This window comes from Nodularia sp. UHCC 0506, assembly GCF_034931045.1.
In the GTDB taxonomy this organism is placed as follows: Bacteria; Cyanobacteriota; Cyanobacteriia; order Cyanobacteriales; family Nostocaceae; genus Nodularia.
Genome location: NZ_JAYGHH010000015.1, coordinates 38,084 through 60,602, shown reverse-complemented (window position 1 = coordinate 60,602; position 22,519 = coordinate 38,084). Strand labels below are relative to the sequence as shown.

Genomic DNA, 22,519 nt, shown 5'->3' with positions numbered 1-22,519 from the left:
AAAACTCAGAACTCAGCACTCAGAACTTTCCCCACTCAGCACTTTCTTTTCTCAACTACCAATGAGTGATTTTAAATGAGCAGTAAATCTGGCATTTTGTAAGGCTTGAACTGTGATCCGAGAATCTTCTACACAAAATTGCCAACCTAAGCGAACTAATTGGCGAGAATTTTCTGATTGTATAATTCCAATTACTGGCGTTTTTGCGTTCTCTTTATCCCCTGAATATTCTTGTAAAATTGTTTTTAAATGATGTAAATGTTCAATGTCACTTGCTTGTTGAGGATTTAGTTCAACCATCACCATTTTTACTGTCTCTACTGGTTCTACATCTTCAACAATCAGTTGAGTTTGGTCATCTCGCCGATCTATTTTACCCCAAATAATTAATCGCACATCAACTATGAGTTGTTCACTGATGCGTCCATAAGTTTTGGGAAAAACAACAGCCTCAGTTTGTGCCGTTAAATCTTCAATTTGTAAAATAGCCATTGGATCACCCTTTTTAGTCATTACTTTTTTGACATTATTCAGCATGATCACTGCACAAATTTTTGCATCTTCTTTTTGTTCGTTAAGTTGCGAAAGATTAATAGGACTCAGCAGTGATGCTGCTTTTCTTAAGTCTTTTAATGGATGATCTGAAACGTAAAAACCCAGTAATTCTTTTTCTTTGCGTAATTTTTCTTGAGGGGGAAAATCGGACACAGTGTCAGCTTTAGGAACGGCTTCAAAAGTATTACTTTTTGTTTGATTATTAATATTAGTAACATTATCACCTAATAAATCAAAGAGATTTCCCTGACCACTAGCCCGATCTTTGTCGCGGGATTGCGCCCAATCGTAAACCAGTTCTAAATCCTTGGTTAACTGATGGCGGTTTGCTTCGATTTTGTCAAAGGCTCCACAGTGAATTAATGATTCTACGGTGCGGCGGTTAACAGCACGCAGATCCACGCGATCGCAAAAATCAGCCAGGGATTGAAATTCGCCACCCTCATTTCTGGCTGACAAAATAGAAGCGATCGCATTCTGCCCCACGTTCCGCACGGCTGTAAACCCAAATAAAATCTTTCCAACTGCTGGTGTAAAATCTAGACCAGAACGATTAATATCAGGCGGATCTATGGTAATACCCATATTCACGCAGTTATTAATATACTTTTGTACTTTATCGGTATCGCCACTGTTTGCCGTCAATAGCGCGGCCATATACTCTAATGGATAATTAGCCTTTAAATACGCAGTTTGATAAGTGACATATCCATAGGCAGTTGAATGGGATTTGTTGAAACAATTAGAGGCGATCAAACCATGTTTAATCGTAAAATTATGGTAACGCTCAACCCCGATGTCATAGACATTTTCTCTACCGACAAATTTACGAGCAGTGATTTTGACCATTTTTATCAACCTCCAAAAAAATATGTAAAAGTTACTGGGGAAGAGGAAACGAGGCAGGGGGCAGGGTGCAGGGGGCAGGGGGCAGGGGGCAGGGGGCAGGAGAGAAGAAACTAACTCTTAACTTTCTTCACTCAGCACTCAGCACTCAGCACTTTAACTATAGACCTCAAGCAGATGCCTATATTCTCAAGGATTTTTAGCGCTGCGATTGATGCTGAGGCGAATGGTGCTAATATAGTCAAAATATAAGATAAGTAGACTCAAAAGTGTTTCCGCGCTGAAATACTGCTTAAGCCAATCTAGGGATTTCGTAGTCTACGCAACTAAATAAACTCACAGAACCGGTTTGTTAGAGTACGGCAGGACAGTCCGGATTTTACGCTTGGGGAGAAAATGCCTCTGCTTTGATATGTCTTGTCAAAGTAAGCAGTTTCGGAGAACCAAGAATTTCCTGATTTATAATCAGGAGAGTGTCAAAATTGAATGTCTGGTTAAAAGTTAACAGGATTAGATTAAGGAAACTCATGTCCCGATATAGAGGGCCACGCCTCAGAATTGTACGTCGCTTAGGCGAATTGCCAGGATTAAGTCGTAAAACTGCTAGACGAGCCTATCCACCAGGCCAACATGGTCAGAACCGCAAAAAACGCTCTGAGTATGCAGTCCGTCTAGAAGAAAAACAAAAGATTCGGATGAACTACGGTTTGACCGAAAAACAACTGCTACGTTATGTGCGTAAAGCTAGACGCGTCACCGGTTCTACCGGACAAGTGCTGCTACAAATGCTAGAAATGCGCTTGGATAATACCGTTTTTCGCTTGGGTATGGCTCCCACAATTCCAGCTGCTCGCCAACTGGTAAATCACGGTCATGTAACAGTTAACGGTAAGCGAGTCGATATTGCTAGTTATCAGTGCCGTCCCGGTGAAGTAGTTGCAGTTAGAGACCGCGACGCTTCACGGAAGTTGGTAGAAGCCAATTTGCAATATCCCGGTTTAGCCAATCTCCCCAGTCATCTGGAATTTGATAAAGCTAAGTTGACTGGTAAAGTTAACAGCGTCATTGAGCGCGAATGGGTAGCGTTACAAGTTAATGAACTGCTTGTTGTGGAATACTACTCACGTCAAGCTTAGTTATTAGTCTTTGGTCATTGGAGTGTGGATTTAAGAAAATATAGAACCTCACCCCCAGCCCCTCTTCTTATCAAGGAGAGGGGAGTTTTTGACGGTAGTTAGAGACAGGGTAAAGTACAAAACCAAATTTGTAGATTATTTAGGGCTTGCTGTTCGTGTAGCGTGCCGTTAGGCATAAAAGTTATTTGTGAGGAGAGGGAACAGGGAACAGGGAACAGGGTTTTGAGGATTTATTTTGGTGAAAATATCTGAATATGCAATCAATGCATAACTTTTCATCTTCACAAGTCTGATTCCTTGCACCTTTTTAACTTTTCAGGTTCCTTAAACCCTTAATGGATAACGGTTTCACTTTTATTCAGCAAGCCCTATTTAATTCCCCAATCACAAATGACCAATGACTAACCACCAATTTGCGACATGGTGCGGCTGTAAAGACTGGCAGTACCAGAGTCGCGCTCTTTAAAGTTAATTTCTGGTTTTATTTCTAATAACTGTCTGACTTGTGTTTGTAGTTGGTCAGTGCTAGTACCAGCACGCAGCGCTGTTTTTAAATCAATTTGTCCAGTTTCATTTAATAGACAGGGACGCAGCCAACCATCGGCAGAAAGGCGCATCCGGTTACAGCGATCGCAAAAACATTCTGACATCTGACTAATAAATCCCAGGGTTCCCTTTGCGCCTGGAATTTGAAATACATCAGCAGGCCCAGCACCACAAACGTGGGATGTTGTCAAGCCCCAGCGATCGCGGATAAGTTGGCGTAACTCCTCAGAAGATACCCAACCGCGATCGCTAAATAAATCACCATTACCAATGGGCATAAACTCAATAAATCTGACGTGCCATTGCTTATCAATGGTTAAAGCAGCTAAATCCAGAATTTCATGGTCATTGACACCAGGAATCACCACTACATTTAGTTTCAACGGGTCAAATCCTACGGTATGGGCAGCTTGAATCCCTCGCCAAACTTGTTGCCAACGAGAACGACCACGATTGCCGATAATTTGATTAAAAGTGTCTGAGTCCAGGGAATCCAGGCTAATATTTATCCGCCGGAGACCAGCATCATAGAGGTTTTGGGCTTGAGAGGCTAATAAAAACCCATTGGTAGTCATAGAGAGGTCTTGGGTTTGGGGTAAAGATGCGATCGCCTTCACCAAATCTGCTACACGGGGGCGCAGCAAAGGTTCCCCACCCGTCAACCGAAACCGGGTAAAACCCACAGGAATAAATACCTCTTGAATCAGCGTCAGCAATTCCTGATCAGTTAATAATTCTTGCTGAAGCAGATAATCTAACTCTGCCCCCTCTGGCATACAATACTGACAACGAAAATTGCAGCGATCAATAAGGCTAATTCGGAGATAATCTACCTGGTTCATGGTTTGGTGTTTATTCTCTATCCTACAAAGTGCTGAGTGGGGAAAGTGCTGAGTGCTGAGTGGGGAAAGTGCTGAGTGAAGAAAGTTAAGAGTTAGTTTCTTCTCCCCTGCCCTCTGCCCCCTGCCCCCTGCCCCCTTGCCTCTTCATTGGCGGTTAATATCTTTCAGGTCAAGAGCATAATTCAGCCGCAGTACATTGACCCCCGGCTCACCAAAAATCCATAGAAACCTGCCATCAGTATATCTATTAATTAAAGGTAATATTTCATCTTCTTGAACACCACGGGCGCGAGCAACTCGCCCCAACTGCTGCCTTGCCGCTCTAACAGAAATATGTGGATCTAACCCAGAACCAGAAGTATAAATTAACTCTCCAAGGGGTTGAATATTATCATCTCGAAACTGATTTGTCTGTTCAACAATTCTCTCTAGCAGTACTGGATTGCTAGGAGCCAGATTACTAGCACCAGATATACCAGTTGGACTGGCCTGTTTACCTTGGCTATATCTCACACGACTGGGACGACCGTGAAAATAACCATCAGAGGTGAATGTCTGACCAATTAAAGCTGAACCAATGGCTTCTGCCTCTACATTCACCATCACACTACCATTAGCGGCAAATGGAAACAAAGCTTGACCCATGACCAAGATTGCCAGAGGATAAATAATTGCCGTTAATAGCCAAAGTACCAAAACCATCCGCATAGCTTTGGTCATTTCTCGAATAAAACTCATAAAACTTCCTATTAATTTTGAAGGTATAGAATTTTTCAACTAAATAAAGTACACATTTTAATATTATTATTCTTGTGGGTTGGGCATCTTGCCCGCCCTCGTTTACCTTACTTAGATGAAACTAAAAATTAAATTTTTAATTTCTAAATCAATCCTGTTGTTGCAATTAGCATATCTATTAACTTAATAACGATAAACGGCGCAATTATCCCACCCAAACCATAAATCAAGAGATGGCGTTCTAGGAGTTGATTAGCTGTCAGATATTGTAACTGCACACCATTCAAAGCCAAGGGAATTAAAGCAGGAATAGTCAAAGCATTATAAATTAGTGTCGATAATATAGCAGTATTAGCGCTAGACAAATTCATAATATTCAAACTTTGTAAATTAGCAGTAGTAAAGATAAATGGAATAATTGCAAAGTATCTAGCAATACCATTAGTTAGGGAAAATATAGTCAAAACCCCACGGGTAATCCGTAATTGTTTACCAATACTAACGATATCAATTAGCTTTGTGGGATCAGAGTCCAAATCTATAATATTTGCGGCATCTTTAGCAGCTTGAGTTCCTGTATTCATGACAACGCCGACATTTGCCTTTGCTAGTGCGGGAGCATCGTTAGTACCGTCTCCTGTCATTGCTACTACTTTACCGGCTACTTGTTCTCTGTGAATAACGCTGACTTTTTCCTCTGGTGTAGCTTCAGCAATCAAGTCATTTACTCCTGCTTCGTGGGCAATCACAGATGCAGTAATTAGGTTGTCACCAGTCAGCATAATAGTACTAACCCCCATCCGGCGTAACTGCTCAAAACGTTCACGGATACCGGGTTTAATGATGTCTTTGACATAAATTACACCATAAATTTCGTGATCTAAACAAACTGCTAGGGGTGTACCTCCTTGTTGAGAAATTCTTTCGTAGACAGTATTTAGTTCTGGGGGTACTTTTCCATGACGGAGACGAATAAATTCTTTAATTGCTCTGACTGCGCCTTTACGGGCTTCACGCCCCCCGGATAAGTTTGTGCCACTCATTCGGGTGATTTCAGAAAATTCCACCCCTACAGCTTGGTTGAGATCAAAGTCAAATTGTGCGCCATAGCTTTGAGCCAGTCGGATAATTGATTTTCCTTCAGGCGTATCATCCAATATGCTGGCTGCTAAAGCAACATAAGCCATTTCCTCTAATGAATGGCCATTGATTGGGATAAACTCTTCTGCCAAACGATTACCAAGGGTAATTGTACCTGTTTTGTCAAGAATGAGGGTGTTAACATCCCCACAGATTTCCACGGCTCTTCCAGAGGTGGCAATGATGTTAAATTGGGCAACTCGATCCATACCAGCAATACCAATAGCACTTAATAATCCACTGATGGTAGTGGGAATTAGGGCTATCAACAAAGCGATCAAAATGGTGATGCTGACCGGACTTTCAATATAGTAAGCAAATACTGGCACAGTAGCCACAACCAACAGACAAATTAAACTCAAAATTGCTAGAAAGATTGTCAGGGTAATTTCATTCGGTGTTTGGCTGCGTTGTTTTCCTGCTAATAAAGCAATCATCTGGTCAATAAACCCTTTATCCGGGTCAGATGTGATCCTTACGATTAGTTCATCAGAGATAATTCGCGTACTACCGATCACCGAACCTGCAACATCCGAGCCGGATTCTTTGAGAATTGGGACTGTTTCTCCAGTAATTGCTGATTCATCTACTGAGGCTACACCCATAATTATTTTGCCATCAGCAGGAATGATATCGCCCGCTACTAAATAAACGGTGTCTCCTTCTCTAAGGGAGGTGGAAGAAACTTCGGAAATTGCGCCATCGGGGGCAAGTTTTTTGGCTATTGTTTCTGATTTCATAGCTCGCAAAGCATCGGATTGAGCTTTACCTCGTCCTTCGGCTAAGGCTTCGGCAAAATTAGCCAGCCAAACAGTGAGAAACAAAATTCCTGTTAATAAGCCATTAAAAAGTTGTGGGTTATTTTCTGGGGCTGGCCCCAATATGTTGGGGTCAATGGTGAATCCTAGTGTGATCAATGTCCCTAGCCAAACTAAAAACATGACGGGATTTTTCAGTGCATGACTGGGATGAAGCTTGATAAAAGCATCCCCAATGGCTCTCACATAGAGTTTTTGAGTATTTATTTTGGTTTTTTTGAGGGCTTGGCGGCGATCGCCAGCACGAAAGCGCGATGATTTAGAGGTAGGTGCAACGTTCATTTTAGATGCGGAATGGTGATTGGGTGGGGATTGGGCAATAGGGATGGGGCAATGGTGATTGGGCAATAGGGATTAGGCAATAGGGATTGGGAAATAGGGATTGAGAAGTTTCTTCTTCCCCCTGCACCCTGCACCCTGCCCCCTGCCTCTTCTCCCCCTGCCTCTTCTAACTACCGGCAGCTAGTTTAAAACCTTCGGCAATGGGGCCTAAAGCCAAAACTGGAAAGAAAGCTAACATTCCCAGAATCACTACTAATCCAGCCGTGGCAGTGGTAAATAACAATGAATCTGTTTTGAGAGTAATAGATGTTTCGGGAATTGTTGGTTTACGAGACATACCTTCAGCTAATAGCAAAAGGGCAATAATCGGAATATAGCGCCCGGCAAACATACTGAAACAGGTGCTTAAATTCCACCATAGGGTGCTGTTGTTCAATCCTTGTAAACTAGAAGCATTATTTGCACCGGCTGAAGCATATTCATAAACTACTTGGGAAATACCGTGAAATCCAGGGTTAGTAATTCCAGATAGGGAAACAGGATAAGCCAATGTAATGGCACTGGGAATTAAAACTACAATGGGATGAATCAGCATTACCATACTGGCAAGGATAATTTCTCGCCGATCAATTTTTCGTCCTAGAAATTCTGGGGTGCGTCCCACCAGTAATCCTGTTAAGAACACGGTCAGAATTAGGTAAATAAATAGGTATGCTGTTCCAGTTCCTTGTCCTCCCCAGATCACACGCAGGAATAAGTTGGATAAGGTTGAAAATAATCCAGATGGCATTAAAGAATCATGCATCCCATTCACCGCACCGCACATAGTGGCGGTAGTTACGACTGCCCAAAATGCTGTTTGTACCCAACCCAATCTAATTTCTTTACCCTCTAAATTAGGTAATTCTAATCCCAATGTGCCATTGATGAGGGGATTACCTTGTTGTTCTCCACCCACTGCTACCCAAATGAGAATCACAAATACTGCAAATACCATCCAGAATACTAGCCAGGCCTGTTTGATGTTTTGAGCAAATATGCCGTAGGTATAAATTAAGGATGCTGGAATAGCAATCATGGCGATGATTTCGATTAAATTTGCAGCACCATTGGGATTTTCAAAGGGGTGGGCTGAGTTAACACCAAAAAAACCACCACCGTTATCACCCAACATTTTAATCATCTCAAAGGACGCTACTGGCCCTCTGGCAATATATTGCGTCCTACCTTCTAAGGTTTGTACCACCAGGGTTGCATCTAATGTTTGCGGTACACCGAAGAAAACTAAAGCGATCGCTCCAATCACTGAGATGGGTAGTAATATCCTCGTAATGGCACGAGTCAGATCAACGTAAAAGTTCCCCAGTTTTTTGCCTGTCAAGCCGCGAATAAAAGCAATTCCTACTGCTAAACCTGTGGCCGCTGAGGTGAACATCAAAAAGCCTAAAGCTGCTACCTGGCTAAAATAGCTTAAAGTGGTTTCGCCAGTGTAATGTTGCTGGTCAGTATTGGTGATAAATGAAACAACTGTGTGCAGCAATATATCCCAGCTAGGCGCACCAAAGTTATTGGGATTCCAGGGTAGTAAGCGCTGAAAAAATATGATTGCGTATACTAAAATCCCCATCACGAGGTTACTGGACAATAATGCCTGAATATACTGCCAAGCAGTCTGACTGTCTTTACTCCAAACACCTGCTAAAACAAAGAAACTGCGCTCTATAGGGTTCATTAACGGATCAAGCAATGTTCTTTCTCCCAAGAAAACACGCGCCATGTATTTTCCCAAAACTGGAACGATTGCTATAACAATACACAGCGTTAAGCCGATTTGCAAAAAACCTTGTCCCATCTATTTCGTACTCAGTTCAAGTTTAATGATAGAAAGCTAATTAATTACATATATCAAATGAATTACTCTGCAATTAAATCATGAGCAGTTTGGTAATGTCTCTTATATATAACCTCAATCGATTTAGTTTTTTCAGTTATTACTATTTTTCAGATTTTTTTGGAACTTTCCGTCAAAAATACTGAGATTTTAGTTTTATGTAACTTGTTAATATGACTTGGTTATACAATAAAGTACCGAAATTTACTAATGTTAAATACATATTAACTAAGATACATTTATGACATAACACGCGGAATTTGTATATATTTACACTAAATATTATTCATGTCCGTAAAATAAACTCGAAGTTAGCAAAAAATTATATTGCATATTTATTTCAAGATGCAAGATACTCTCAATAATGCTTCCTGATTTCCATCATATTTATGTAAGTAGGTGAGAATAATTCAATGTCTATGAAGAAACATAAATGATCCGTAGTGGATTGACACAGTTAAAATAGTGCATTAGTTTTTTCTGGTGGAAGAGGCAAGATATCTACCCCACAATAGCTGTATTTATGAATTAAATTATTTGTCTTAGTATACTACAGCATCACAGACCTGGAGTTTTTAAAGTTGTTTTTGGCGGTGCAACAACACATCCTATAGCAAACACTAATTAGACATTTTCCGATAAAAATGTATCGGTAGTCTAAATATGAAGTTATATTGATTAATTACTAAGGAAATATGAGGAAAATTAGCAATAAGAGACTGTCGATTATATAAAGTTTATCAAGGGGTGGACGGAGATTAAATTAAAAGTACTAGGTAATTTTCCTAATTTCATAGGGCTGACTTTAGTTTTTTATCCTTTTGAATAATACGAGAGTGGCTATGATGTATCAACCATATTTATCTCCTGATGATTTACCATCCAATCAAACAACACAATTGAGTGGGATTTGGTTAATCCAACTAGAAGAAGCTACCAAAAACAGCTTTTTCTTAGCCTGTAAGGGTACAGTACGTATTGTATTATCTAGTTGTCACTGGTATTTCAAAGTCAATAGCGGTATTCTGAATTTAATTTTGATCTGTCACGATCTCAAAAGCTATCAGCATCTGATGACGACTATTCCTTATTTAGCTAATAAGTTAAAACGATTTGCTAATCAAGCTAAAATTAGTGTTAGTTCTCCAGTGAATGGAGGTATACCCTGGATGGTTAACATCAATGAGGTATGGACTGGAGAAGATTCAATCTAGGATTTAAACATCATTTGTCAATTGTTCATGAAATCCTGAGTTATGGAGATGTAGCAGTGTTACATCTCTACACTAAATTAAATTTTTACATGATGTTTAATGGGTCTACATCAATAGTTAAACTCACAGAATTAGGACAAAGCGATCGCACATCATCCCAATCAGGTAAATTTGGTAAAGCATCGGGATCAAACTTGAGCATAATTTGCCAGCGATAACGGTTAGCTACCCGCACAATACTGGCTGGGGCTGGGCCGAGAATATCAAATCCCTCGCTAGAACTTAAAGCTGTGGCCATAATTTGCGCTGTGTTCTGGACTTGAATGGGATCTAAACTACTCAAGCGCAATAAAATTAACCGTCCATAGGGGGGATAATTGAGCGCTTGGCGTTCTTCTAATTCAGTTTGGGAAAAAGATTGATAATCATGTTGTTTTACCGCCCCAATTACGGGATGTTCAGGGGTGTAAGTCTGCACAATCACTCTACCGGGATCATCACCTCTACCAGCCCGACCTGCTACTTGAGTTAATGTTTGAAAAGCTCGTTCACTGGCGCGATAATCTGATAAATGCAGCAAACCATCAGCAGAAACCACTCCTACCAACGTCACTTGGGGTAAATCTAAACCTTTAGTAATCATTTGTGTCCCGATTAATAAATGAGCTTCACCGTTAGCAAATCTAGTCAGTAAGTGACGGTGTGCGCCTTTGTTGCGGGTGGTATCGCTATCAAAACGAATATAACTCAACTCTGGAAACTGTTTTGCTAATTCTTGGGCGACGCGCTGAGTCCCGCTACCAAAGAATTTTAGATAAGGTGAACCGCATTCAGGACAGTGGGGAGGATGCGATCCCGCTTCGCGGGAAGCATAGCTACGCGTATAGTTACAGTAATGACAGCGTAGTAATTGCGGCGCACCTTCTTCACTCTGGTGATAGGATAGCGACACATCACAATGAGGACATTCCATCACGTACCCACAACTGCGACAAGAAACAAAGGTACTGTGTCCCCGGCGATGAATAAATAAAATTCCCTGTTGTTGTTTTTCTTGTAGTTGCTGTAAAGCTGCTTGTAGCGACCGACTAAATATAGAACGATTTCCCTGCTGTAACTCTAGCCGCATATCAACTAATTCCACCGGTGGTAATGGGCGGGAGTTGATGCGTTCGGGGAGGGAAAGGTAATAAGTGGGGTGTGGGGTGTGGGTGAGATTTACCCAACTTTCTAATGAAGGGGTGGCGGAACCGAGAATTAAAGGACAATTTTCTAATTCGGCTCGCCATTGGGCGACGGTGCGGGCGTGGTAGGTGGGGATGGGCGAATCTTGTTTAAAGCTGCTGTCGTGTTCTTCGTCTAAGATAATTAAACCTAAATTGGGCAAAGGGGCAAAAATGGCGCTACGAGTCCCGATGACTATTTGAGGTTCTCCAGTGAGCATTTGTCGCCAAGTGTCGTAACGTTCGCCTTCAGAAAGGGCGCTGTGATAAACGCTGATTTTACCGCCGAAGCGAGCGCGGAAACGGTCTGTTAGCTGGGGGGTGAGGCCAATTTCGGGAACTAAGACGAGGGCGGATTTACCTTGATTGATTAGGGGTGCGATCGCTTGTAAATATACCTCTGTTTTGCCTGATCCTGTAATTCCATGCAACAAGACTTGAGCAAACCCATTTAGGGCTTGTATGGTGGTCAAGGCATTTGCTTGGTGAGGATTTAAAGTTTTGGGGCTATCTGGGGCTAATGCTATTCCCTGTTCTGTTCGCAGCACTTCTTTGTCTTCGATAACAATATAACCCTTTTCTGCCATCGTCTTCAGGGTGGAGGAACTAGCATGACAAATTTGCAATAGTTCGCTCTGCCATAATTCTCCCCCACGTCGCCGCAACACTTCTAAAATTTCTCGTTGACGAGTCGTTAAATCACCATCAATAGCACCAATCAAGGTGACAGCTTTTTGTCTTTTGGGGCGATTTAGTCGGGGTGGTTCTAAATAACTTTCTACTAATCCAAATTGTAACAACTCCCGCACACCTCTATAGGCTGTTTTGACTTTCTGTTGTAGATAAGTGAAACTATAATCTCCGGCTGGTTGCGCTTGCAAAAGGTGAAAAACTTGCTGGGCTGCGGGACTAAGGAAAGTTAAAGATGAGGAAATTTGTCTTTTTATTTCTGCGTCTGGGAGCAAGCGGATACGACGTTGCGATCGCCCCAGTAAGCCTGGTGGTAATGCCACCCGGATCACCTGAATTAAAGGCGTATAGTAATATGCAGCCACTCGATTTAATAATTCCCAATAGGTACTGGCGAAGAAGCCTTCACTGACTATATCCTCTACTTCCTTAATTTTTTCTGGTGGTAGATCAATATTTGCTTCTGTCAATAAACGAATGGCGATCGCTCCTACTTTTTGAGTCCCAAATGGTACACTTAAAATATCACCTGGTTTTATTTTTAACTGAGTTGGCAATCGATATGTAAATAATCCCGTAGTTCTTGGACAGTCTACCAATACTTCAATCCATCGATTTTGGTTTTCAGTTTGGTAAGTTTCTTGAGGTTCAGCAACTACCAAATTCAATAGAATTATGTTACTTTTATACATGAATCTGCAATCTTATAGACCAATATTTCTGTGACTTTTACTTAGTTTTTCACGGTTGACTTAGGATAATGAAATATTTTTATTTTTTGGGGGTAAAATGTATTTGATCATACTTTTGTTCTGCACAATACTTGATAAGTTTCCCTTTATGTAATTTACTAGACAATTTTGTCTTAACAATACATGGCATAAATGTTTAAAGTCCGCTATAAAAAATTAAATTCTCTTTCCAGTGATTCGTAAAATAGTCTGACCAATTACTAAATAGGAGGTAGTGCTTTTCAGCCCCTTGATAGATATTCAACCCTTTGTATATATGAGATGCTTTTATACAAATAAATTATTTCAGAAAATTAGACTAGTCAACCCATGTCCTTGATAAAGCTTGATGAAAGCATCACCGAAACCAAACCAAGACTATGATTTCTGTAATAATTTCTCACCGATCACGCTTAAAAAGTTATGTAACTTATAAAAGATTTAAGCTAGGGGGGTATTTACTTGAGTTTTTTATATTTGTTAAGGTGGATAAAGGTTGGGGGGATTTGACAGATTTGGGTATTAAGAAAAAAATAAGGAATATCTCTGTTGGAACCTGAGAAGATAGTTTTTGGGTGCAAAAACCAGTATTTGTTAGAGGTTCTATCTAGCAGGAGCCAAGAAATGACAGCGAGGGGCTGATTTTCACTAATGAATAAGCAATTAGCAAGAAGATGTATTTTTCTGACAAAGGGGTGCATTTGTTTGTTAGGGAAAACTACCAAGCTTCAAGCAAGCTGCTGTCACTAAATTATGTACCAAACAAAGCAAAAATCCCTAAAGGAAACTATGAACATTGCTGAATTGGGAACAATGGAAATACTGGAAACTACTGCCGAACATGAAGAACAAACACTCGAACTTCTAGAACCAGTGATAGAGGAAGAACCTCCAATTATCGAAAATCTGGAATCAGAGGAACGCGATGGGGATCACATGGCGGCAGCTCGGCCTTCAGGATACAATAAAACCGAGCATGATGATGCTGTAGGCGCATTTTTTAAAGAAATGGCGCGTTATCCGTTGTTAAAACCCGACGAAGAGGTAGAGTTAGCACGGCGAGTCAGGTTTCTAGAGGAAGTTAGGGAAGTACAAGCTGCTTTGGAATTAGAACTGGGACAGCCAACCACTAAGGTACAAGTAGCCGGACAGCTAGAAATGACCGAAAAGCAACTAGAAAGTCGCTTATATCAAGGTAGAGTAGCGAAACGCAAAATGATTCGCTCTAACCTTAGACTAGTGGTGTCAATTGCCAAGCGATACCTGAATAGGGGTGTACCTTTTCTGGATTTAATTCAGGAAGGCGCAATGGGTTTAAACCGCGCTACAGAAAAATTTGACCCAGATAAAGGATATAAGTTTTCTACCTACGCCTACTGGTGGATCAGACAAGCAATTACACGAGCGATCGCCAATGATGCGCGAACTATCCGTTTACCGATTCACATTGTTGAAAAACTTAACAAGCTGAAAAAAGCCCAACGGGAACTCAAGCAAAAACTCTGCCGCAATCCCAATGAAGCGGAAATGGCAGAAGCTTTGGAAATTAGCGTCCAACAACTGCGCCAATTGCAACAGCTAAGACGACAAGCCCTTTCTCTCAACCACCGTGTGGGTAAAGAGGAAGACACGGAACTCATGGATTTGCTAGAAGATGAGGATAACTTGTCTCCAGAAGCAAAAATGAATGAAAACATGATGCGCCAGGAGATTTGGGATGTCTTGGGTGATGTACTAACTCCACGGGAAAAAGACGTAATTTCTTTACGCTACGGTTTGACCACCAGCGAACCCTGTACCTTAGAAGAAGTCGGCAATATGTTCAATTTGTCCCGTGAACGAGTGCGACAAATTCAAAGTAAAGCTATGAGAAAGTTACGCCGTCCTCATATCGCCAAGCGTTTGAAGGGATGGTTAATTTAATTCGTAATTCGTAATTCGTAATTCGTAATTCGTAATTCGTAATTCGTAATTCGTAATTCGTAATTATGAAAGCTCCAATTTTTAGTGGGGTGGCCAGCTTAAAGTAGTGCTTTATGTTTCTCTTGTGGAACGGGTATCTTGCCTGTTATGGGTTGCCAGCCCACAATAAAGGTTGCGCTGTGCTTCCAAGCTACGCCTAATACACTATTTTAGGCTGTGTCCATCCACTACTGTTTTGGGTCATTAACTTTTTGGTGTTCTCTAAGTCCTGAATTCTATCTGTAGTTATTCATTATTAGTCAAAATCTTTACACAATTGACTATAGACTATGGACTGTGGATTATGGATTATGGACTAATGATTTCTCGTAGCGATTTGATTTTGCGTTTTGCTGAACCAGGTGATAGCAACGTATTGTTTGATTTAATTCAAGGGTTAGCTAATTACGAAAAATTATCTCATGCTGTAACTGGGAATGTTTCGGATCTCAAGGAACATTTATTTGGTTCCCCCAAGTATGTCGAGGCGATTTTAGCAGAATATGCAGGGCAAGCTGTTGGTTTTGCCCTGTTTTTTCATAATTATTCCACTTTTCTAACTAAGCCAGGAATTTATTTGGAAGACTTGTTTGTTTTGCCAGAATATCGCCGTCAAGGTATCGGCAAAGCTCTTTTGTCTAAATTAGCCCAAATAGCTATAGAACGCGACTGTGGGCGCTTAGAATGGAGTGTATTGGATTGGAATGAGTCGGCACAAGCCTTTTATCGGAGTATGGGCGCGGCTATTTTAGATGAGTGGCGAATTTGTCGCGTTACGGAAGAGGCGATGCAAGAGTTAGCAAATAAAGCTTTAAGCTGAAAATGATGCTCTATCTAATGCCAGCCTGCTTCAGCTTGTTCGAGAACATAAGCCGCAACTTCTTGTATTTGCTGTGGAGTCAGACGGTCTTTGTAGGCTGACATATTATTTTTCCCATTGGTAACTATAGCTGTAACTGCCTCTATAGTGTTCATCTCATATCTTTTTAGGGCTGACTTTTTTAAGTTTTTACCACGGCGGATAATGTTACCACCATTGATATGACACCCGGCACAATGAACATTAAAAATTTCTGCGCCATGATTTGTTTCTGCGGCGATCGCAGACGAACTAAAATTATTGATTAATAGAAAAATTGTCACTAATAACAATATTAGTAGTTTTTGCACTCAATTACTCCTGATACTGTTGTGGCTATGTGTTGAAATTAACTCGCTTTACCGATATGATATTACACTCCTGTCGCTACAAGTCTTACAATCGCCGCAACTAATTTTTCTGTGTTCACAGGCTTAGATAAATGTATTTGAAACCCTGTTTGTAATGCTTGTTGGTGATCATCATCTCTAGCATGGGGTGTTAAAGCGATCGCGGTGACAAATTGCAGCTGTTGCCGCAACTTATTGAGTAAATCTAAGGTTTTTTGTGAGGAAATGCTTTTTCCTTGGTTTTCAAAGTATTCAGATGCTTTTTTGATGTCAGCGATCGCCCCTTGATGATACCCTAAATGATATTCAGCTATACCCCGATTCAGGTAAGCTGGGGCATGGCTGGGATTAAGTTTTATAACTTGGGAAAAATTACGAATTGCAGCTGCATTATTGCCATTTCTACCATCAGCACAACCAAGATTAAAGTAAGCTCGAAAATCCTGCCCATTGAGGCGAATTGCGCGATTAAAGTCGAGCATAGCAGCTGGAGAGTTTTGCAAAACTAAGTGGGCTAAACCTCTGTCATTGTAGATATCGGCGAGAAATACACTGGTAGTTGGGGGAATTTGAGTCAAGGCTAAATTATAATCCGCGATCGCTTTGGAGTAATTTTTCTCACCTGCATGGGCTAAACCTCGGTTATAGTATGCTCGAAAATCAACAGGCTGAAGGGCGATCGCTTGGTTATAATCAGCAATAGCAGCTGGATCATCACCTTGTCTGTAGCGTGCTAGTCCTCGACTCAAATACGTTTCAAAGTTATCTGGGGCTAAATTGATGGCGTGATTACAATCTGTAATCGCTTGGTGGTAATCTTGTAATTCTAGATAAGCCTGACAGCGATCGCTATAAGCTAGAGCCAAATCTGACTGAAGTTGCAGCGCTTGGTTAAAATTCTCTATTGCCTCCTGATAATTACCATGCTGCATATTATTGATACCCAAACTTAAAAAGTCACTTGCTGTAACTTGGGTATTTACAATAGGTAAGGAATATGCACTTGTTGTCGAACAATTTAACAAAAAAGCCAGCACTAGACTGAGAAATAATCGCCAGAAACAAGTCATAAGCATCCTATTTCACAATTTCGACAGTAGAAAAACTAACGGGACACAAAGCCCCGCTAACTGTTAGCTTTTTAACTGATAGCAAAAGCCCAAATTAATTTTTGGAACTTTTGATACTACTTGGCATTTACCAGAGTAATCGAGAAATATCCCTTCCTTCACTCCCCCAAAGAATTAACCACTACAGCACAGCGTCAATAGCACAACTATTTAACATCAATGAAAAGCCTATAAAGTCATACTTTTGACTTTTGACTTCCGCCTTGCGCTATTACCAACCTTTATCTGCCTGTTCTAGTACATAAGCAGCCACATTTTCAATCTGCTCTGATTTTAAACGACCTTTGAAGGCAGGCATAGCATTTTTACCATTTGTCACCTGACTAATAATTGCCTCGACTGAGTACAAACCGTACTTTTCTAAAGCATCCTTTTTCAAATTTTTTTGAGCTTGAACCAGGTTTCTTCCACCCGCGTGACAAGCTGCACAATTAGCACTAAATATTTGGCCTCCCTTGACTGTATTGGCTGCCAAAGCTGGACTACTAAAGGCAAAGGTGAAGATAGTGATGCCTAAAAGTAGCAAGGAAATAATTTTTTTCATCTTGTGTTCTCTCTGCAAAACGGTTGATTCGGTACAATACCTTTTCTAATTGTCAATTGAATTAATTACTTCCGTCAAAAGACAAGCTGTCAAACTTTTCTTTGATGAAAAGTAGGAAATGGGTTGGGGTGAGGTGATATATTTTTAACGCTGTGGTTGGGTCAAGGCTTCAAAGCCAGAGACTATATCGAGGAGTTCTGCGGTAATAGAACTTTGGCGTTGGCGGCGATAATCAGCGTTGAGGTCTGATAAGCGTTCTGCGATATTTTTTTCCGCAGCTTGCATTGAAGAAAGGCGACTGGCGTTTTCACTGGCTAAAGACTCGGCAAAAGCTCGGTATAAAGATATAAATAGATATTGGCGAATTAATGCGGAAAATAATTGATTTTCATTCATTGTAAAAGTTGGTAATACTGATGTAGTCCAAGGCTTTTTTTCTAAAAAATGTAACCAATTGGGATCAACTGGTAAAAGGCGTAAATTTGTAGAGTGATAGGATACACCAGCCAGGGATTTGTTATAAAATAAGATAACCTGCTCGATTTGTTGCTGTGTTTGCCATTGTTCGATATTTAGCAACATTTCCTGTACCATTGCAGTGATTTCGGTGACGGAATTGGGAACAGAATATTGCTTGGTAATGGTTCTTCTTGATGCTTCTAAGGGCAAAATTAACCGCGCCCCAACTGCGGCAATTCTAATATATTTTGGCTCTAATTTGTTAAGTTTCTGCACGGCATAAGATACTATTTGTTCATTAAATTGACCGCATAAGCCTTGGTCTGAGCCAAATATAATTATGCCTAAAGAATTATGAGATGATTTGCTGTCTGTTGCAGATGCTACAAGACCTCGTTTTTCAGAAAAATATCGCTGTCTGAGGACAATTTGTAGTCCCATTTCAATGGTGCGGTTATAGTCGGCTAAGGATTCTACTGCTGTTTGATATTGTCGAATGCTGACAGCAGCGAGGGCTTTCATGGTTTTGACTACAGACTGCAAATCTTGAATACTGCCAATTTTGGCTCTTAATGACTCAATGGTGGGCATTTTCTGATTCCTCTGGCTGGGGTTTCAAGAATGCCATTGCTCCTGCGGCTACACTTAACAAAGCATTCCTATCTTCATCACTCAGCTTTTCACCGGCTTGAATACGCTCGCTCACCTGCGATAATTGTTCTGTAACTTGTTGGCGCACAGCTTTAGCCCCTTCCTCTATTTTATCTAGGGGAATGTGGTCAAAAATACCTTCAGTCACAGCTAACAACACAGCAATCTGTTCTGCTACTGGTAAGGTTTGGTATTGGGGTTGCTTTAATATCTCTCGCACACGTCGCCCCCGTTCTAAGGTTTGGCGGGTTTCTTCATCTAGCTGAGTACCAAAACGAGCAAAAACTTCTACTTCCTGAAATTGCGAGTAAGACAGCCGTAAATCTCCAGCGACAGCGCTATAAGCTGGTAATTGGGTCTTTCCTCCCACTCTTGAGACTGATTTACCTACATCTACCGCAGGTAATACACCTTTTTGAAATAAGTCGGGAGATAAATAAATCTGTCCATCGGTAATAGAAATTAAATTAGTGGGGATATACGCGGAAATATCTTGCGCTTGGGTTTCCACAATTGGTAATGCGGTGAGTGAACCACCCCCAAGTTCTGGGCGCAGGTGGGTAGCACGTTCTAATAATCGGGAATGAATGTAAAAAATATCACCTGGATATGCTTCTCTTCCAGGAGGGCGACGCAGTAACAGGGAAAGTTCCCGATAAGCCCAAGCGTGACGAGTTAAATCATCGTAGACAATTAAGACATCACGCCCTTGTTCCATAAAATACTCAGCAATGGTTGTGGCTGCATAGGGGGTGATATATTGCAATCCTGGTGGGTCTTCCCCAAATGCTACTACTACAATGCTGTAGTCCATTGCGTTATATTGACGCAAGTCAGCGATTACTTTGGCCACTGCTGAGGCGGGTTTACCAATGGCGCAGTAAATACATAAGACATTTTGGTGCTTTTGATTAATTATAGTATCGGTGGCGATCGCAGTTTTACCAATTTGGCGATCGCCTACAATTAATTCTCGTTGTCCCCTACCAATAGGAATCAAAGCATCAACAACTTTTATACCTGTCTGCAAGGGTATTATTACGGGGGCGCGATCCATGATAGCGGCGGCTTGTCGTTCTACTGGACGGCGTTCTGTTACCTGAATTGCTCCTTGATTATCCAGAGGATTGCCAGTTACATTTAGTACACGTCCTAACAATGCTTCGCCTACGGGTACATCCAAAACTCTCTCTGTGCGTTGTACTTCTTGTCCAGCTGCTAAATGTTGGCTATTACCTAATAAGATTACCCCAATTTCGTTGGGATCTAAATTAAAGGCAATTCCTAATACATCACCGGAAAAATGCAAGATTTCATCGGCTTTGACGTTGGGTAAACCTGAGATATTGGCAATTCCTTGAGTTAAGGATTTAATTATGCCAATTTCACGAGTTTGGATTTGGGGTTGATGGTTATTTAAGATTTGTTCAAAGGTGGTAAAGGTGTTATTTAGGAGGGTTTGTAGAGGATGATTTTTGTTCATGAGTTTGTTTCGCGCAGAGGCGCAGAGAGAACAGGGGAGAATTAAGGTTTATTTGTGCTTTGTTGGATGATTGTGGAAAATTGTTCTGATAAAGTTTGCAGATAGTCGTCGAATGTCCAGGAAATTTGATAGTTAGATATTTGTAGTTTTATCCCACAAATTAAATCTGGAGAGGTTGTAAATTTAATATTCTTGCCGTTAATTATTCGCTGGGACTGTAAAATATTAATAATTTCTTGACGCTGGGATTGGGGTATATCAAAACTGCTATAAATAATAATTTCTTTGGCTGATTGCTGTGTGATTTCTTGGCGTTGTATTTCATCTAATGTTTGCAGACGATTTAGAAATACTTTTATTGTCTTTTGTTCTAAATTAGCGTCTGCTAAATCCTGTAAAATCCGGCGAGTAATTGCATAAGTTTGTTCTTGTACCCGTTGGCGTAAAGTCGTTAAAAATTCATCTTCTTCTCGTTGAATTGCTTCGCGCCATCCTGTCTGCATTGACTCAACTTCTTGGCGGGCTTGATTGATTAGTTGTTTTCGTTTCTCTGCGGCTTGGGTTTTGGCTTCATTTATTAATGTTGTGCGTTTCTGGTCTAATTCTTGTTGCTTTTGACGATATAATTCTGCTTCTTGTGCTGCTTCCTCTTGTTTTACTTGCGCCTCTTCCCAACGATTTGTAATTCTGCGCTGGCGTTCTTGCATAGTTTTAGTTATGGGTTTATACAAAAACTTCCACAACAGAAAAACCAGAATTAGGAAGTTAAGAATTTGAGCGATGACTGTAAACCAATCAATCAGCATAGATAGTTTTTTCCTTGAACTTTTTTGAATTCAAAATGTAAAATAAAAGAGAAATAATTTTGAATTTTAAATTATTTTGACTATTAACTAGTAAAATAGTCCCAAAAAGGGTTAGCAAAAATCAAAATCATCGATACCACAAAACAATAAATAGCCGTAGATTCAATAATTGCCAAACCCACAAATAAAGTGCGAGTGATAGTATTAGCTTGGTCTGGTTGTTGTGCCATTGCGCCCAAAGCCCTCGCCACCGCCCAACCTTCCGCAATTGCTGGGCCAATAGAACCAATCGCTATCGTCAAACCAGCAATAATAATCGAAACCATACCAATCAAACCAATATTATCTATATTCATCTGTCTTCATAATTACTTCTGAATTCAACTCTTACTCTCTCAGCGCCTCTGCGTGAAACTCCTAATCTCCCACCTCTGTTCGCCGATAAACGCGAGTAGCAGAAGCAATATAAACCATTGCCAAAATTGCAAAAATATATGCTTGAATAATCCCAATTAAAAGCCCCAATAATCTAATCAAAATCGGAAAAAACAAAGGGACAAGAGATACCAAAATAGCCACTAGCATAGAACCACTCATAATATTGCCAAACAAGCGCACTGCTAAAGCCAGAGTCCGGGAAAATTCACTAATAATATTGAAAGGCAACATTAAGGGTGTAGGCTGAATGTAATTTCTTAAATAACCTAATAAACCTCGATTCAAAATGCCGAATAACGGCACTGCAACAAAGACACACAAAGCTAAAGCAGCTGTAGTAGAAAGGGAACCTGTCGGTGGTTGATAGCCAGGGAAAATTGTTAACATATTAGCGACAACTATAAACAAAAATAAAGTTCCGACAAAAGGTAAATATTGACTTGGTTCCTGTTGACTAACTTCCCGAATTTGCTGGTTAATGGTATCTATAATGATTTCTAGGATGTTTTGCCAACGGGAAATTTGCGGTTTTACTTTTAGGTTACGTGTTATCAGCCAAGAAACCAGAACTAAGAGAAATATTATTAGCCAAGTATATACAATAGTGGCATTTAGCTTGATAAATCCCCACTGCCAAAAAATTATATTATCAGGACTAATTTCCATCGTTGTATTCCTGTTTTGGTTGCCAGTAATTGATTAAAATACTCCGTGCTATTACAAATCCCAAAAGACTAATTAGCATTCGTTTCCAGTTTCCATCCATAATTAAATATAATCCAAGTATTGTGATACTGGTACGACCAACAAAGCTACCCACAATTAAGCGAAATGGCCATTGAGTTGTCGGTATTTGTCGTACTGTTAACCACAGGTTAATAAAGTAGAAAACTCCCAATGTAAATCCTAATGGCAAAGCAATTAACAAATATATAATGTTGTTCATGCTCACTTTCAAGTGAAGTAATTAATTTGGAATTCAAACTACTGATAAACACCGACAATATATTTATGTATATGATGTTATTATTTTGCTAAAATTTTATTCATTTCGGCTTTCTTGTTGTACCCAGAACCAAGCGTTGAAACAGCCAAGAGTAAGACCAATAAATAACATCATTAATGTCCAGGAGTATTGACTAGGCCATCTTGTATCAATCCAAATGCCTATAGCGATACCAATTA

Annotated in this window: 20 protein-coding genes; 4 read left to right on the top strand and 16 right to left on the bottom strand. The window is 40.5% G+C overall.

Annotation, left to right across the window (positions count from 1 at the left end):
* Positions 1–51: 51 nt before the first annotated feature.
* Positions 52–1,404, bottom strand: coding sequence for an OB-fold nucleic acid binding domain-containing protein (locus VB654_RS11505; RefSeq protein WP_323213896.1), 1,353 nt, complete (start codon positions 1,402–1,404; stop codon positions 52–54).
* Positions 1,405–1,928: 524 nt separating this feature from the next.
* On the opposite strand from VB654_RS11505, the gene rpsD reads away from it, so the two are divergent.
* Entirely contained in the window at positions 1,929–2,537 is a 609-nt protein-coding gene (rpsD, locus tag VB654_RS11500) for a 30S ribosomal protein S4 (protein ID WP_323213895.1), read from the top strand.
* A 401-nt stretch (positions 2,538–2,938) separates the two neighbouring features.
* Here rpsD and moaA read toward each other — a convergent pair whose 3' ends face one another.
* The 4 genes from moaA to kdpA all read right to left on the bottom strand — a co-directional run bounded on the left by moaA (position 2,939) and on the right by kdpA (position 8,755).
* A complete protein-coding gene (gene moaA, locus VB654_RS11495; RefSeq protein ID WP_323213894.1) occupies positions 2,939–3,925 on the bottom strand; it encodes a GTP 3',8-cyclase MoaA in 987 nt (328 codons plus the stop codon).
* A 144-nt stretch (positions 3,926–4,069) separates the two neighbouring features.
* On the bottom strand, positions 4,070–4,663 hold the full coding sequence (gene kdpC, locus VB654_RS11490) for a K(+)-transporting ATPase subunit C (RefSeq protein WP_323213893.1): 594 nt from the start codon (positions 4,661–4,663) through the stop codon (positions 4,070–4,072).
* A gap of 143 nt (positions 4,664–4,806) precedes the next feature.
* Positions 4,807–6,903 (bottom strand): potassium-transporting ATPase subunit KdpB, encoded by a 2,097-nt coding sequence (gene kdpB / locus VB654_RS11485; protein WP_323213892.1) that lies wholly within the window; start codon positions 6,901–6,903, stop codon positions 4,807–4,809.
* A 166-nt stretch (positions 6,904–7,069) separates the two neighbouring features.
* Complete coding sequence (gene kdpA, locus VB654_RS11480; protein WP_323213891.1) at positions 7,070–8,755, bottom strand: potassium-transporting ATPase subunit KdpA; 1,686 nt, start codon at positions 8,753–8,755, stop codon at positions 7,070–7,072.
* An 884-nt stretch (positions 8,756–9,639) separates the two neighbouring features.
* On the opposite strand from kdpA, the gene VB654_RS11475 reads away from it, so the two are divergent.
* Positions 9,640–10,008 (top strand): hypothetical protein, encoded by a 369-nt coding sequence (locus tag VB654_RS11475; protein ID WP_323213931.1) that lies wholly within the window; start codon positions 9,640–9,642, stop codon positions 10,006–10,008.
* An 85-nt stretch (positions 10,009–10,093) separates the two neighbouring features.
* Here VB654_RS11475 and priA read toward each other — a convergent pair whose 3' ends face one another.
* A complete protein-coding gene (priA, locus tag VB654_RS11470; RefSeq protein WP_323213890.1) occupies positions 10,094–12,613 on the bottom strand; it encodes a primosomal protein N' in 2,520 nt (839 codons plus the stop codon).
* A 792-nt stretch (positions 12,614–13,405) separates the two neighbouring features.
* On the opposite strand from priA, the gene VB654_RS11465 reads away from it, so the two are divergent.
* Together VB654_RS11465 and VB654_RS11460 are read left to right on the top strand one after the other, a co-directional pair.
* Complete coding sequence (locus VB654_RS11465; protein WP_323213889.1) at positions 13,406–14,575, top strand: RpoD/SigA family RNA polymerase sigma factor; 1,170 nt, start codon at positions 13,406–13,408, stop codon at positions 14,573–14,575.
* A 358-nt stretch (positions 14,576–14,933) separates the two neighbouring features.
* Positions 14,934–15,434 carry a GNAT family N-acetyltransferase gene (locus VB654_RS11460; RefSeq protein ID WP_323213930.1) on the top strand — a complete coding sequence of 167 codons (501 nt, stop codon included), beginning with the start codon at positions 14,934–14,936 and terminating at the stop codon, positions 15,432–15,434.
* A 14-nt stretch (positions 15,435–15,448) separates the two neighbouring features.
* Here the strand turns inward: VB654_RS11460 and petJ (VB654_RS11455) are convergent, their stop codons facing one another.
* The 10 genes from petJ (VB654_RS11455) to VB654_RS11410 form a co-directional block, all read right to left on the bottom strand.
* Positions 15,449–15,784 (bottom strand): cytochrome c6 PetJ, encoded by a 336-nt coding sequence (gene petJ / locus VB654_RS11455; protein ID WP_323213888.1) that lies wholly within the window; start codon positions 15,782–15,784, stop codon positions 15,449–15,451.
* 62 nt (positions 15,785–15,846) lie between these two features.
* Complete coding sequence (locus VB654_RS11450) at positions 15,847–16,893, bottom strand: tetratricopeptide repeat protein (protein WP_323213887.1); 1,047 nt, start codon at positions 16,891–16,893, stop codon at positions 15,847–15,849.
* A 271-nt stretch (positions 16,894–17,164) separates the two neighbouring features.
* A complete protein-coding gene (gene petJ, locus VB654_RS11445; RefSeq protein ID WP_323213886.1) occupies positions 17,165–17,497 on the bottom strand; it encodes a cytochrome c6 PetJ in 333 nt (110 codons plus the stop codon).
* Positions 17,498–17,641: 144 nt separating this feature from the next.
* Complete coding sequence (locus VB654_RS11440) at positions 17,642–18,547, bottom strand: F0F1 ATP synthase subunit gamma (RefSeq protein ID WP_323213885.1); 906 nt, start codon at positions 18,545–18,547, stop codon at positions 17,642–17,644.
* Positions 18,534–20,090, bottom strand: a complete 1,557-nt coding sequence (locus VB654_RS11435; protein WP_323213884.1) for an alternate F1F0 ATPase, F1 subunit alpha — start codon at positions 20,088–20,090, stop codon at positions 18,534–18,536. Before VB654_RS11435 ends, VB654_RS11440 begins: the two co-directional genes overlap by 14 nt.
* A gap of 41 nt (positions 20,091–20,131) precedes the next feature.
* Positions 20,132–20,896 (bottom strand): F0F1 ATP synthase subunit B, encoded by a 765-nt coding sequence (locus tag VB654_RS11430; RefSeq protein ID WP_323213883.1) that lies wholly within the window; start codon positions 20,894–20,896, stop codon positions 20,132–20,134.
* An 83-nt stretch (positions 20,897–20,979) separates the two neighbouring features.
* Positions 20,980–21,252 (bottom strand): F0F1 ATP synthase subunit C, encoded by a 273-nt coding sequence (locus VB654_RS11425; RefSeq protein ID WP_323213881.1) that lies wholly within the window; start codon positions 21,250–21,252, stop codon positions 20,980–20,982.
* Positions 21,253–21,313: 61 nt separating this feature from the next.
* The gene (locus VB654_RS11420) at positions 21,314–22,000 is read right to left on the bottom strand and encodes a F0F1 ATP synthase subunit A (protein ID WP_323213879.1); all 687 of its coding nucleotides are present in this window, start codon (positions 21,998–22,000) and stop codon (positions 21,314–21,316) included.
* Positions 21,990–22,280: an ATP synthase subunit I gene (locus VB654_RS11415; protein ID WP_323213877.1), complete on the bottom strand. Its 291-nt coding sequence runs from the start codon at positions 22,278–22,280 to the stop codon at positions 21,990–21,992. Before VB654_RS11415 ends, VB654_RS11420 begins: the two co-directional genes overlap by 11 nt.
* A 96-nt stretch (positions 22,281–22,376) precedes the next feature.
* Positions 22,377–22,493, bottom strand: a complete 117-nt coding sequence (locus tag VB654_RS11410; RefSeq protein ID WP_323213929.1) for an AtpZ/AtpI family protein — start codon at positions 22,491–22,493, stop codon at positions 22,377–22,379.
* Positions 22,494–22,519: the final 26 nt, after the last annotated feature.